This window comes from Saltatorellus ferox (assembly GCA_007751475.1).
Taxonomy (GTDB): domain Bacteria; phylum Planctomycetota; class UBA1135; order UBA1135.
The window spans coordinates 1,895,452-1,910,103 of the sequence record CP036434.1 but is presented as its reverse complement, the minus strand read 5'-3'; the positions used below and the strand labels follow the sequence as shown (position 1 = coordinate 1,910,103).

General features: G+C 67.0%; 7 protein-coding genes. 3 read left to right on the top strand and 4 right to left on the bottom strand.

The window, feature by feature from the left end; all coding sequences use genetic code 11:
* Together Poly30_RS06900 and Poly30_RS06895 are read right to left on the bottom strand one after the other, a co-directional pair.
* Entirely contained in the window at positions 1–459 is a 459-nt protein-coding gene (locus Poly30_RS06900) for a GntR family transcriptional regulator (protein ID WP_419191061.1), read from the bottom strand.
* A 191-nt stretch (positions 460–650) separates the two neighbouring features.
* Positions 651–1,808: a type 1 glutamine amidotransferase family protein gene (locus tag Poly30_RS06895; protein WP_145195618.1), complete on the bottom strand. Its 1,158-nt coding sequence runs from the start codon at positions 1,806–1,808 to the stop codon at positions 651–653.
* A 183-nt stretch (positions 1,809–1,991) separates the two neighbouring features.
* Between Poly30_RS06895 and Poly30_RS06890 the strand changes: the two genes are divergently transcribed.
* The 3 genes from Poly30_RS06890 to Poly30_RS06880 all read left to right on the top strand — a co-directional run bounded on the left by Poly30_RS06890 (position 1,992) and on the right by Poly30_RS06880 (position 9,680).
* Entirely contained in the window at positions 1,992–5,411 is a 3,420-nt protein-coding gene (locus Poly30_RS06890) for a S41 family peptidase (protein WP_145195616.1), read from the top strand.
* Positions 5,412–5,714: 303 nt separating this feature from the next.
* Complete coding sequence (locus Poly30_RS06885) at positions 5,715–6,866, top strand: hypothetical protein (protein ID WP_145195614.1); 1,152 nt, start codon at positions 5,715–5,717, stop codon at positions 6,864–6,866.
* Positions 6,867–7,271: 405 nt separating this feature from the next.
* Positions 7,272–9,680, top strand: coding sequence for a pilus assembly PilX family protein (locus Poly30_RS06880; RefSeq protein ID WP_145195612.1), 2,409 nt, complete (start codon positions 7,272–7,274; stop codon positions 9,678–9,680).
* Between the two features lie 317 nt (positions 9,681–9,997).
* On the opposite strand, the gene Poly30_RS06875 is transcribed toward Poly30_RS06880, so the two are convergent.
* Both Poly30_RS06875 and Poly30_RS06870 read right to left on the bottom strand, forming a co-directional pair.
* Positions 9,998–13,285, bottom strand: coding sequence for an efflux RND transporter permease subunit (locus Poly30_RS06875; protein WP_145195610.1), 3,288 nt, complete (start codon positions 13,283–13,285; stop codon positions 9,998–10,000).
* The gene (locus Poly30_RS06870) at positions 13,282–14,520 is read right to left on the bottom strand and encodes an efflux RND transporter periplasmic adaptor subunit (RefSeq protein ID WP_419191060.1); all 1,239 of its coding nucleotides are present in this window, start codon (positions 14,518–14,520) and stop codon (positions 13,282–13,284) included. The genes Poly30_RS06875 and Poly30_RS06870 overlap by 4 nt, the downstream gene beginning before the upstream one ends.
* Positions 14,521–14,652: the final 132 nt, after the last annotated feature.

Here is a 14,652-nt window from a genome sequence, read left to right as displayed (position 1 = left end):
TCATCTCGACTCTCCCTTTTCCAGTGTCGATCCAGCAGCGGGCTGCGCCGCGCCGTCTTTCTCGCTCACGTCTTCCCGTCCGAGCGGCCACGCTCGACAGGCGTTCTCGGTCAGCTCGATCACTTCTTCCGGCTCCAGCCCGGCCGCCAGGGCATCGCCCACGGCCCTCCCGAGGCGCTCGGCCACCATGCCGGTGCGGAACGCGGCGGCAATGGCCGGCCCCTCGGGGGTCACGAACATCCCGCTGCCGCGTCGCGACTTCAGGAGCCCGGAGAGCTCCAGTTCGCGCCAGGCCCGACTGACGGTGTTGGGATTGAGGCGAGCGCCCTTCGCGACCTCGCGGACCGAGGGCAAGCGCTCCCCCGCCCCGAGACGCCCCGCCGCGACCGCAAAGCGCACCTGGTCGGCCAGCTGCTCGCTGGGGGTCACCGGGGACCGAGGATCGATATCGAACTGCACACGTGTCCTATCGGCCTGGGACAGTGGTGCGCTTGAGGCGGCGGGGTCGATTCCATTCCCGGGAAGGGCACAAAGCGAGGCGGCGGAGAGCAGCCACGCTGCTTTCCGCCGCCTGTCGGTCGGGGATCCCTCGTCCTTCGCGTCACTCCTGGAGGGAACCAGGGGCCCGCCAGGGATCTACCGATCTCCGGTCATTGGAACAGCACCGAGTAGCCGTCCGTGAAGTTCGAAGTCGGCGTGCCACCGACCGCGTCGCGGTACCAGGCCTGGAAGTTCCAGGTCTCGCCCGCTGCGATGGAAACGAAGCCGTTCGGCTGGGGCGTCATCGCCAGGTCGAGGCCGAGGCTGATGGTGCCCGCGGTGCCGGCTTGCTGGATCTGGCCAGGGCCCACATAGCGGCCAACAGCGCCCCCCACGCACAGGTTGCCGGCACTTCCGGCCGGGTTCATCACGAAGGTCTGGGTCTGGCTCGTGATGAAGAAGGCGAACGAGAACGCCGGCAGGTCGCTGGCCTCCAGGGTCAAGTCGTTGGTGACTGCCACGTTCGAGCCCGAGGCGCCGATCCTGGCGGAGACTCCCGTCGAGTTCGCGTTCGCCGTGCAGTAGTTCGAACCGACGCTACCGCCGCCGGCGACGAAGAGAAGTGCATTGGCCACCAGCACATCACCGTCTCCCGTGAAGTCCCAGAAGCCGGAGCTGCAGTTGCTCGAAGGCGGGTACAGACCGAGGTCCACTCGGTTGGAAGCCGCACCGGCCACTGCCATCGCGGCTCCATCGGCCCACTCGGCAATCACCGTTCCCTGCAGGATCGGAGTACCGACCAGCGGGCGGAACGCCGAGCTCGCACTGATCGAGGTCACCCCTTGCACCAGCGGATGCGTGGGATCCAAGATCGTCCCCAGGCTGCTGGAGTTGCTCGTGTTTCCCTGCGCAGGCAGGATGATCTCGTAGCCGCCCGTGGCCCAGCGACCCCCGAGGAAGCGGTTCGTGCCGGTCGTCGTGTTCGCGAAGACGGCGACGACGACGCCACCCCCGGCATCGGCGTAGTCCGCGAAGACATCGCCGAGCGCGTCCTTGTCGAAGTAGTCCGTGTTCGACCAGGTCAAGACCGAGTCGTAGGAGGCGAGGTCGGTCAGCGTCGGCGTGGTCGACGTGCAGTCGACGACGTCGACGGCCAGGAACGAACCAGTAGCCTGCAGGTAGGCCTGCACATCGGTGTAGCGACAATCTGACAGGCCGGTGTTCGCTGCGGCGACGATGGCCACGGAAGGAGCCTGGGCCAGGGCGGACGTCGAGAGCATCAGCGCGCACAGGGGCGCCGAGAGGAGAGGGAGGATGGTTCGTTGCATGGGGATCGAAGAGAAGAGGAAGGAGCTTTGACTCCATCAGATCAACCCGCGCCCGATTGCGTGTGTTGCAGCTCTGTTCGAAGCGTGTTTCGAGCGTGAACCACTTTGGGCCGAGGGGCATCCGGTCGAACTCAAGGGGGTCCTGGGGCGATAGCTTGGGGCTCCCTCTGACCAAAATTCGTCATGTACCTATCCACCATCACGCTCTCTGCGGCCGCCACAGGCCTCTTTTCCGTCGCAGCCCCGGTTTCGGCGGCCGTCCCGAGCCCGGGCTTCCAGGTTGCAGGTGAGTCCATCCGACTCCCCCAGGATCCGACGATCTCACCCGACGGGCGAAGACTCGCCTTCGGCTGGCAGGACGACATCTGGTCCGCCCCCATCGGCGGCGGCGAGGCCACCCGGCTCACCTACCACGCGGGCGCGGATTCCGATCCTGTCTTCAGCGCGGACGGGACGCAGATCTACTTCACGAGCGACCGCTCGGGCCGCGCGCAAATCCACGTCATGCCCGCTGAGGGCGGCCCCGCACGACAGATCACCCATGACTCGAATCGCAAGCGGATCCATGATGTCTCGTCCGACGGCCGCTACCTGTTGATCAGTCAATCGACCGACCGGGGCTGGCACTACTCCGAGTCGTCGCGCGCGTTCCTGCTCGATACCCAGGGGGAAGAGCCCAAGCGCATGCTCTTCGATGCAGGCGTCATGGATGCCGCCCTCAGCCCGGACGGCACCAAGGTGCTGTTCGAGCGCGGCCGTTCTTCACCCATCCGCAAGGGCTACGAGGGTCCGCAGGCCGCTCAGCTCTGGCTCGCGGACCTCACCACCGATTCGACCGATGGACAAGCCACCCTCACCCGCCTCGACAAGGACCGCGAGCGCTTCCAGAACGTCGCCGCGATGTCGCCGATGTGGGCACCGGACAGCCAGACCTACTACTTCATGAGCGATCCCGCCGGCGTCTTCGAGATCTTCGAAGGCAAGCTCGGATCCGATGACACGCGCCAGGTGACGCACGTCGGCAAGGGCGGCAGCGACGACGGCGTTTTCTCACCGGTGCTCTCGCGCAACGGTAGCACCCTTCTGATGCGGCACCGCTTCGACCTCGTGAGCTGCAACCCCAAGACGGGCGAGCTCTCCCCCATCGCGCTGAGCGCGGCGGGCGATGGAACGAGCAATGCGCTTGAGCGCAAGCGCATCACGAACGCTTCGAACGTGGCTTTCACCGCCGACGGCAAGCAGATGGCCTTTGTCGCAGGCGAGGACGTCTACGTGATGGACAGAATCCTGAAGGAGCCCGTCCGCATCACCTTCACGCCCCACGACGAGTCGAACCTGCTCTTCAGCGCGGACGGCAAGCGCCTTTACTTCACGTCGGATACCTCGGGCGAGGTGGACATCTGGGAGGCCACGCACTCCCAGGAAGATGGCATCTGGTGGATGGCCGACGACTTCGAGCTGCGCCAGGTCACCGAGGATCGCGGCGTCGAGGACAGTCTTCAGCTCAGCCCGAACGGCACCCACATCGGCTACACGAAGGACACCGACCTCTTCGTCATGGACGAGGACGGCACGGACCAGCGCCGCATTGCGTCGATGTGGGCGACGCCGAGCTTCGACTGGTCGCCCGACGGCAAGTGGATGGTCTACGACACCCAGGACGACGACTACAACAGCGACATCTACATCGTGCCCGTGGACGGCACGCGCGAGCCCTTCAACCTCTCGCGTCACCCCGACTCCGACTCCAGCCCCGTGTGGTCCGGCGACGGCAAGCGCATCGCCTGGGTGGGCCGTCGCGACGGAGAGGAAGCGGACATCTACGTCGTCGAACTCGCGAAGGCGAGCGACGAGGAGACCGCGCGCGACGAGAAGCTGAAGAAGGCCCTCGAAGCCATGAAGGACAAGAAGGGCGGTAAGAAAGGCGCCAAGGCAGACGGCAAGCCAGGCGCCGGCCCGGACGGCGCGGCCAAGCCGGACGCCGGATCCAAGGCAGACGAGAGCAAGAAGGACGACGCCTCGACGAAGGAGAAGGAAGACCAGAAAGAGGACCAGAAGAAGGAGCCCCAGGTCGTCATCGACTTCGACGGGATCTTCGAACGCGTCGACCGCCTCCGCTACTCCGATTCCTACGAGTCCGCGCTGATCTGGTTCGGTGATGGCACGAAGCTCGGCTTCTCCGCCACGATCGAGGGCGAGCGCGGCTTCTACAGCGTCGGATTCCCGCGTCCCGAAAAGCCCGAGAAGATCGCCGCCGCGCCGCTCTCCGCCGATCGCTGGCTGACGGAGGCCAAGGAGTTCGTGGGACACAAGGGCGGTGTGCCCGCGTCGATGAGCGACAGGGGCAAGACCGAGACCTACGAGTTCGAGGTCCGCGCCAAGCGCGACTGGCGCGAGTTCCGGATGATCGCGTTCGATCAGGCGTGGCGCGCCATGCGCGACCGCTTCTATGACGAGGCGTACAACAACAAGGACTGGTACGCGATCCGCGGCAAGTACCGCCCCATGGCGGCCGAATGCCTCGGCGCCGCGGAGTTTTCGGAGCTGATGAACATGATGCTCGGCGAACTCAACGCCTCGCACATGGGCCACCGCGGAAACGCCGACCCGCTGCCGGAACTCGACTCGAACTCCGACTGGACGGCGCAGACCTACCACCTCGGTCTTCGCGTCGAGCTTGATTCCGAAGGCCCCGGCCTCGTTGTCGAGAGCGTGATTCCTGGTAGCCCGTGCTCCCTCAGCCGTAGCCTCGTCCTCCCGGGCGAGACGCTCCTCGCAATCGATGGAGCCGAGGTCGGCCCGCAGACCGATCTCGAGAAGATCCTGACCATGGAGCAGCTCCGTGAACTGGATCTGCTCGTCAGGTCGAAGAGCGGCGAGGAGCGCACGGTCTCCGTGCGTCCGACCTTCTCGGTGGCAGGCCTGCTCTACGACGAGTGGATCGAGAACACGCGCGCCGAGGTCGAACGCCTGTCCGAGGGCAAGCTCGGCTACCTGCACATCCAGGGCATGAACTTCACGAGCTTCCGTCAGATGGAGGAAGACCTCTACCACGCGGGCGCTGGCAAGGATGGCCTCGTCATCGACGTGCGCTTCAACGGCGGCGGCAGCACCACCGACCATGTGCTGACGGCGCTCACCCAGCCGGTCCACGCGATCACCCAGTCCCGCGGCAGCGGCGAGGGCTACCCCCAGGACCGCAAGATCTACGCGTCCTGGAACAAGCCGATCGTGCTGATGTGCAACGAGCATTCGTTCTCGAACGCCGAGATCCTGAGCCACGCCATCAAGCAGATCGGTCGCGGCCGCCTCGTCGGCATGCGCACCGCGGGCGGCGTGATCAGCACCGGCGCGGTCGGCCTGATCGACGGCGGAATGGTCCGGATGCCGATGCGTGGCTGGTACCTCGTCGGCACCGGCGAGGACATGGAGCTGAACGGCTGCGAGCCGGACATCGCTCTGTGGAACGATCCGACGTGGTCGACGCCTGGCGGTGAAGACCGCCAGCTCGCGAAGGCCGTCGAGGTCCTCGCCGAGGACGTGGCGGCCGAGAAGGCGAAGCCGCGGGTCAAGCTGGTCCCGGCCTCGCAGCTCCGCAAGTAACCCGCGGCATGGGCCGCGCGTCGTCAAGACGCGCGGCCCTGTTCCGTCCGAGCACTCCAGTGCTCGATGGGCTTGCGTCCGTGGCGGTTCCGCAGAGCGTAGCCGTTGGTCATCGTCCAGAGCGGCGCAGGGACAGGGAATACGACCGCATGGAGCGTAGGCGGGCCCGCGTTCTCGGGGCCGACGTGGCGCTCTTGCACATCCGCGTAGGGTCGCCGGCAATTCTGCAGAAACAGCGTACTGGACGCTGCTGAATCAGCCCTGTGAGCATCCTCCTCGAAGACTCTTTGGATCCACGACACCATGCCCATACAGCTTCCCCGACTCCTCAGCAGCCTGGACGACTCGCGAGAGCAGAGCAGCAGTGCGCCCCCACGGCGCTATGGCGAGGAAGATCCGCGTACGGCTCGACGGCGGGCGCAGGCCGAAGGCCTGCGTCTGACGCAGCGACAGCGTCGTTGGGGCGCACTGCTGCTCTCCTCTCGTGAGCTGTCCAGGCTAGCCTTCGTCACGCTCCTCCTCTCGGCCAGCGCCCACGCTGGCGACATCTTGGTCACCGCCCGCGGAGTCGTCACCGACGTTTCCGGCGGGACGCCCGCGGCCCCCTTCGCAGGCGTGGCGGTCGGGGACCCGGTCGAGTTCTACGTCGAGGTGATCGACGCTCCGTTCGTGAACAGCCCGACGTTCTGGGAGTATGAAACCGACCCCTGGCACGGTGGGCTTCGAATCGGCTCCGCCTTCCTCCCGACCAGCTCCGGTGGACCCGGTGAGGTCAACCTCCAGAACGAAACGATCGACGCAGTCACGATCGGCGCTCCACTCGCCTTTCCCTTCGTGACGGGCGTGACGGCTGGTCTCCTGGATTTCAGCGGCCAGTTCCTGCAGAGCCCTGACATCTCGCAGGTCGTAGGCCAGACCATGACCTCCAGCTTCCCGGGTGCTGCCATCCTCGCTTCCAGCGTGAACGCCACGATCGTGCGAATGGAGATCACCACCATCACGTTCGGCGTGGCCGCCTGTCCGCTCATCGGCTCGAACAGCTGCAGCACCGAATCCAACTCCACCGGCTTCGACGCCATCACGTACGCCTGCGGCAGCGCCGTCGCCAGCCAGAACGACGTCACTCTCGCCGCCGGAGCGCTTCCTTCGAACGCCTTCGGTTTCTTCCTTTGCAGCCAGACCGCCGGCTTCTCTTCCCAGCCCGGCGGAAGCTCCGGGAATTTGTGCCTGGCCGGCGCGATTGGACGGTTTGTGGGCCCGGGTCAGATCAGAAACTCGGGGGCCTACGGCCTCTTCGAGCTGCCGATCGACCTGACCCGGCTCCCGAGCCCGAACGGCCTGGTGGCGGGAACTGCGGGTCAGACCTGGCACTTCACCGCCTGGTACCGGGACGTGAGCTCGACAGGTGCCCCCACCAGCAACTTCTCGGACCGTCTCAGCCTGTCGCTGGAATAGGCGCCGGTCGACGACCGCGACTGAGTTCGATCGAGGGTTCGGTCCCCTTCTGAGGCTTTTTGCTTCCGAGAGGACCGAGGGATGTCCATTCCGATCAGGAATGTGTTTCTCTTGCTCCGATCAGTGGGGAAGAAGGGGGATACATCCCGGACGCCTGTGGCCTTGCCGCGCGCCGAAGGGACGACATTGGATCACTCGACTAGCCTGCATGATTCGCGAGAGGGAATCGCCAGTGCGCCCAAGTGGCGCTGTGGCAAGGGAGATTCGCGAACGGACCGGAGGCGGGGCCGCAGGCCCGGTGAGCACCCTGTGAGCCAACCCGCGAAGCAGGCGAAGGCCGTCGGACTTCGTCTAGCGCCGCCACGGCGCCGTTGGGGTGCGCTGGCGGCTTCATCTCGCGAGATCATGCAGGCCAGGATCAGAGCGGCGGAAGGCGAGGGCCACGGCGCAGGAGCTCGCCGCGTGGAGGTCCACGGCACCCGCGCGGGAACGGCGCCGCCCGGGAAGCGCGCCGGCTTCGCGCTGGTGCTCGCGCTGATCCTCGTCACTGTCGTCTCCGGCCTCTGCATCGGCTTCGTCCAGCTCGCAGCGAAGACCTCCAAGGCGCAGACCGGATCGGTCGATCAGATGCGAGCCTTCTACCTGGCAGAAGCCGGCCTCGCGGAAGCCTTCCACGCCGTCCGGATGGGACGCAGCGGCAGGATTGCGTCGGCGAACAACGCCGCGTCCTACGGTGACGGCCTGCTCTGGGTGGAATCGGCCGAGACTCCCGATCGCAAGGTCTGGCTGCGGGCGACCGCGACCGTCGGCGGAGGGCGTGCCATGCTCGGGCTCATCGTGGAGCCAGAAGAACCGCCCCTCGGCTTCTTTGCGGACGAGGAGATCATCATCGAATCGACGCTGCTCGCCGACGGCTTCGACTCCACGGACCGGTCGTACGACGAGGAGATAGCAGCGATTGCCGCGCAGCTCCTCGGCGAGCCGCCCTCCCCTGTGGCGCCGTTCGTGCTGGACGATTCCGTGCACCGGCCGGCCCAGATCGCCGCCAACCGGTACGCGGACGTGCTGACCCCCGAGGGCCTTCTCGCCGTTCTATCCAAGCAGGTGACGCTTCGAGACCAGGAGGTAGGAGACCCCATCTGGACACTGAAGGCCCAGCCCACCAATCCTGAGTCGCCCCTCGGTCCCGTCGAGTACCTCGCGTTCCTGGACGACCTCTTGATCCTCAAGCAGGCGAGTGACGCGGGGGCTCTCCTGGTCGACCCCCTCTCCGCGCCTTCCGCAGCGGCTGGCCCGGGTCCTACTTCCGGAACAGCACCTGGTGAACCGCCGCAGCACACGCTGAGCGGGGGCGTCCTTGGGTCCAACGGAAACATCACCTTCGCAGACGCCACAGCGGCCGTGGCGGTCTTCGGTTCCCTTCAGCCCGGCGTCAATGGCCAGGTCACGGGCCTCGACACCGCGACGATCAGCGGCTCGACGACCCCCCGGGCCATGCAGGCCCAGGTCCACCCCGTCGAGATCCCGAACCTCGGAGATGCTGTTGACCTCACCCACTCCAGCGCCATCCCGCGCGTCGTACCGCCTGGCGACATGCGTATCGGCACCTTCTCGGCTGCGGCAGGAAGCGATGTGATCGTCCGCGGCCCGGCGAGGTTGGTCGTGCACGACCTCACGCTGGAAGGTGGCTCGACGCTGACCCTCGACACGCGGGACGGCGACGTCGAGCTGTTCGTGACGGGATCCATTCTCATGGACCCGGCCTCCTTCGTCGAAACGACGGGCGCGAGTTCGAAGGAGGTGTCGATCCAGGCCGCCCCGGAGTTCGCCGGCGATCCCGGCCCTCCCCTGCAGCTGGATGCCACGTCCAGGTTCCACGGCACGGTCTACGCGCCCGGCTCCACGGTTCACCTCGGAGGAAACTTCGAGGTCTTCGGAGGAGTCGTCGCGCAGCGCCTCGAGATCGGGGCTGGCGCGAGGCTCCATTTCGACGACGAGTCCTACCGAGGCGTTCTCGCCGTGCCAGAGCAGGACACCTGGCAGATCCTCGACCTGCCCGCTCCGACCGAGCGTCCGGCGACCGGCCTGGCGTCCCTCGGCGTTCAGATCGGAGGGGCCAACGCCGCCCCCCATCCCCCGCTCGGCGCGGCCCATCGCCTCGACGATGTGGCGTTGAGCATCCGCTACCTCGACGCGAGCGGACTCGAGCAGCGCTACGCGGGCCCAGAGTCCGCGTTCGACTGGAGCGACGTCGCCTCGATCGAGGCCCAGGACCGAATGGCCGCGCGGATGCAAATCGTGGAGCAGGCAGGGGAAACCGCTCCGGCCGACCCCTCGGCGGGCCAGGAAGACTGGGACTGGGACGCCACGTTCCAGGACCAGGTGGAAGACGTGATCGACTGGTTCGCGAACCAGGATCCGGCGGGTGCCACGGGCGAAACGAGCCCTGTGGCCATCACGAAGAAGCAGGCGGACGCCGCGGCCAAGGCCGCGAAGGACGCCCAGAAGAAAGCCGACAAGGCCGTGGAAGCAGCTGTGAAGGCGGCCGAGAAAGCAGCCAAGGCCGCGGAGAAGGCGGCGAAGGCCGCGGAGAAGGCGGCGGCCGCTGCGGCCGAGGATCCGACGTCGAAGGACGCGGCCGAGGCGGCGGAGAAAGCCGCCAAGGAAGAGCAGAAAGCCGCTGACAAGGCCGCCGACCAGTCAGCAGCCGACGCTCGAGCCGCGGTCGCCTCGGCGGCAGCCGCCGCTGCCGCCGCAGAAGCCGCCGCTGCCAAAGCTCTCCTCGCCGCACAGGCCGCCGGGCTAGTGCCCTGAATCAGAAGTTCGTCGTATTAGTTTCAGTCTGTTTCGTTTCGTAGCAAGGCGTCCGAACCGCAGTGCGTAGCAGTAGTTCCGTCCAAGGTTCGGCAACGCAGCTACGGAGCGAAACAGGCGAAACTAATGCGACGAACTTTTGATTCGGGGCACTAGTGCCCTGAATCAGAAGTTCGTCGCATTCTGTGGCGCAGACTCCTAGGATGCCATTTGGATCGCTACCTCAACACAGAGTCAGGATCGGACGGTGCTGCTTCACAAATGGTTCTCAACAGGCTGGACGAAGTGGAGCGGGAGACAGGGCACCTTTCGGCTCGCTACTTGCGCTTCTCCGAGAAACGCATCGCCGTCGATAGAAGCAGCGGCACGAGGACCAGCGTGAAGACGGTCGAGACCACCAGACCTCCCACGACCACCGCGCCGAGGCCGCGGTAGAGCTCGGAGCCCGAGCCGGGCATGAGCACGAGGGGGAGCATCCCGCCCACCGAAGTGAGCGTGCTCATCGCGATCGGACGCACGCGCGAGCGGACTGCTTCCGAGATGCCCTTCGGGATCTCCATGCCGTCGCGGCGCACGAAGTGCAGCGCCTGGTGCACGATCAGGATGGCGTTGTTCACGACGACACCCGCCAGAATGACGAAGCCAAGGATCGTCAGAACGTCCAGGTTCTGCGTCGGCATGTAGCGATCGCTCGCGCTCCACGCGTGCACGATCGCGAGGCCTGCGAAGCCGCCGAGGGTCGCGAGCGGGACGCTGACGAGGATCACCACCGGATAGAGGAAGCTCTGGAAGAGCACCACCATCAGGAGGTAGACGATGCTGAGCGCCAGGAACAGGGAGCTCGAAAGCGTTCCGATGAAGGAGCCGTCGCCGGCGAGCGCCTTCTTGATGTCCGCCAGCTTGCCCGCCGAACCGGTGTAGCGGACCTCGATGTCCTGGCTGATCGCGCCCTTCGCGCGCAGATCGCTGATGATCCCATCGACCATGGTGAGCGCCTGCTCCAGCGGGATCTCCGCCGGCGGCGTGAGCTCCAGCGAGATGGCTCGCTGACGGTCGACGCGCTTGATGCGGTCTGGCGCCGTGACGCGCTCGATGCTGGAGACCGCCCCGAGCGTGACGACGCGGCCGTCCGGCGTCGCGAGCGGCGACGCCAGGAGCGCGGGCACGGGATCGGAGCCGCGGGACGCGGGGCTCAGGATCTTGAGGTCCTTGAGTTCCCCGCCGAACTCGAACTGACGCGGCACGATCAGCCCGTCCCCACCCGCCTGAACGGCGAGGCCGAGGTCGCGTCGGGAAAGCCCCGCCTCACGCAGGCGCTCGTCGTCGGGCACGAAGCGAAGCTCCGGCGACGGCAGCGAGAAGTTGGCCGGGTCCGGCTGAACGGCGTATGGACCGAAGGCGCCTATGAGCTGCCCGAGAAGCGCGCCCGCGGCAGGAACGATCTCTTCCAGCTCGCGCGCGGTGAGGTCGATGCTGATCGCCGAGCCCGTCGTACCGCCCGTGCGGAAGAGCGGCAGCTGAAGCGCGAACGCGAAGACGTCCGGCGCCACGCCGTCGCCGGTGGACCACTGCAGGAGCGAAGCCGCGTCCACGGCCTTGGTGTCATCCGTCGCGATGGCGCCGTGGAACATCTGCCCGCCGATACCGACGAGGAAGTAGTTCTCGATCGGCGGCGGCGTGACCTCCAGCATGCCCCCGGGCGTGAACACCGGGATTGGATGGCGCTCGTCGGTGCCTGGATCAGGACCGCCGCGCAGGACAGCCTCGACCTGGAACTGATCGTCCGCTGCCTCCCAGAAGGGACGGATACGGTCCTCGATCCGATCGCCGATCTCCGAGAGCTGATCCAGGTTGTACGCAGGCGGCGGGAACAGGATGCCGAACGAGATGTTCCGGTTGCCGGTGGGCAGGTAGTCCAGCGGCGGCGCGAGCCACCGGATGCCGAAGATCGTCACGATCGTGAAGCCAGCGATGACGCCGATTCGGCGAGCCGGATGCGCGCCGAGCCAGCGAACGAGCCCCGAGATCTTGCCGGCGAGTCCGCTCGGCTCCTGGCTGGACCCGAGGGCTCCGCCTTCCCCCTGCGTGGGCTTCTTCAAAAGCGCCGCTGCCGCGGAGGGAATCACGAGCACCGACACGATCAGCGAGAGACCGACCGCCGCCACGATGGCAAGGGCGATGTCGCGGAAGAGCTGGCCCGCCGCATCCTCGATGAGAAGGATCGGCACGAACACAACGACGGTCGTGAGCGTCGAGGCGAGCACGGCGCCTCCGACCTCCTCGGTGCCCTCGATCGAGGCCTCGCGCACGCCCTTGCCCATCTCCAGGTGACGGAAGATGTTCTCGATCACGACGATGGCGTTGTCCACCACCATCCCGACGGCGAAGGCCATGCCTGCGAGCGAAACGATGTTGACGCTGCGCCCCATCGCGACGAGCACGACGATCGCGACGATGATCGAGATCGGGATGCTGACGGCGACGATGCCGACGGTGCGGAACGAGCGCAGGAACAGCAGCAGCACGAGCGTCGCGATCGCACCGCCGATGACGATGTTGCTCTGGACCAGACCGAGGGCCTGGCGCACGTAGGCCGTGGCGTCGTAGGACTTCACGAGTTCGAGCGTGCCGTCGATGCCGAGGCGCTGGGCCTCCAGATCGAGCAGACCGTTCGGCGCGTTGAGCGACGCGATCTCAGCATCGATCCCCGTCATCGTGTCGAGAAGGTTCGCGCCGCTCTCCAGCTGGAAGTTGAAGAACGGCATGAGCTGGCCGCGGGAGCGCACCCAGTCGGTGCGTTCCTTGAAGCCGACCGAGACCGTCGCGATATCGCGAACGAGGACCGGCCCGGCTTCGGTGTCGCGCAGGACGACGTCGAGCACGTCCTCGGGGTCCTGGAAGCGGCCGACGGCCCGGATGCGGATGTCGTTCTTGCCCTCCGGCAGCTTGCCCGCCGACCAGTTGCCGTTTTCTTCGCGGAGGCGGCTGAGGAGTTCCGTGTAGGTCACGCCGCGATTGGCGAGACGGAGCGGATCGACGATGACGAGCAGCTCGCGCTCCTGGGCCCCGAGGAAGCCGACCTCGGCGATGCCGGGGATCCGCTCCAGACGCGGCACGATGCGCCGGTCCACGAAGTCCTTCAGCGTCGTCGGATCGAATGCGGGATCCGTCGAGGAGAGACCGACCCACGCGATGTAGTCGACGGACTCGGGGTCGACGTCGACGACGACGGGCTGGAGAACCCCTTCGGGATAGCCCGGCACCTCGGCGAGCTTGAGGTCCACCTCCGTACGCGCGTCGGCGATCGGCGTGCCGGTCTTGAACTCGAGGCGGATCTGCCCCTGGTTCGACGAGCTGACGGACGTCATCTGGACGAGCCCGGAGAGGTTGCCGAGGCGCTCCTCCTGGGGCTCGATCACGTCGGTCTCGATCTCCTGGGAGGACGCGCCTTCCCAGAACGTCGTGACCGCGATGACGACCGACTCGACCTCGGGCGTCATCTGGATCGGGACGCGCAGCGTCGCGATCAGGCCCGCGAGCAGCGCGAGCAGGATCCCGACGGAGACGGTGATCGGCTGGGCGACAGCCTGGCGGATCAGGTTCATTGACCGGCTCCGTTGCGCTGGCTCGGGCGGCTCTCGTCGGCGGGCGCAGGCGGGCGGATCGACGCGTTCACGGGCGTGCCCGGGAAGAGCCGCTCGTTCCCCTCGACGATGACGACCGCGCCTGCTTGGAGACCGCCTTCGACGATCTCGACCGCCACCTCACGCTCGGTTTCGAAGAGGATGCGAATGGGCACCATCACGGCCACACCGCCGACGCTGGCGCCGCCCTCGTCACGCCCGCCCACGGTCATCACCGAGATGCCACCGGGCCGGTAGACGAGCGAGTCCTTGGGCACGAGCAAGGTCGAGGTCTTCTCACCGACAGGGATCCAGGCGGACGCGCTCATTCCGGGGGAGAGGCCGGCGGCGCTTTCGCCCTGGATCGAGGCCACGATCGGAAACGTGCGCGTCCCCGGATCGACGCGGGGAATGGCGCGCAGGTCGGTAGCGACGACCGCTTCGTTGCCCGAACCGGCCTGGAGACGAAGGGTGCCCGTCTTCGTGAGTTCGGCCGTGGACGACATCAGACCTTCGGGAAGATCCAGCCAGACCTCGAGGTTCCCACTCGACACGAGCCGAACGAGCGGCGTGCCAGGAGACACCCATTCCCCGACCTCCACGTGGTTCTCCACGACCGTTCCATCGAAGGGCGCGCGGAGCGTGGCGTCCGCGAGGCGCAGGTCCCAGAGATCGAGTTCGGCGCTGAGCGATTCGGAGCGTTTTCCTGCTGCGTTCACGCCAGCACGGAGGCTCTTCGCGAGGGTCCGCGCACGGCGAAGCTCACGGTCCGAAACGGCGCTGCCCCCCTTGGCCGCGGCCTCCAAGGCGGTCAGGTCCAGGTCCGCGTCCTCGGCCTCGGCAGCCGCTCGGATCGCGGCCGCCTGCGCCTCGGCGAGCCGTGCCGCCACACCTTCGCGCTGGGCCGCCAGTCGCTTGGTGTCGATCTCGACCAGCGTGTCGCCCCGGCGCACCATGCGGCCCTCACGAGCCGTGACGGCGAGGACCGCTCCTTCCTCGCGCGCCGCGAGTTCGGCGTCGTAGGCGGCCTTGAGGCTACCCGTAACGGCCTCGCGGGCCTGAGTCTCCTGGAGCGCCGCGCGAATCGCCCGGACGGGAGTGGGCGGCGGGCCGTCGCCTGGGCCCTGAAAAGAGGCCAGGCTCAGAAGAGAGCCAAGGCCCCCGAGCAGCGAAAGGGAGAGGGAAACCGAAGTGGTTCGAGCGCATGAACGGAACATGCGCGCATTGTGAACTCTTGGGTCCCTGGACGCCCCCCCCGGAATGGCCAGGAGCCGAGAGAATTGCTGCGCTATTGGAATCCGTAGAGGAGCACCAGCCCGACCACGCAAGCGACGACCCAGCGCGTGAAA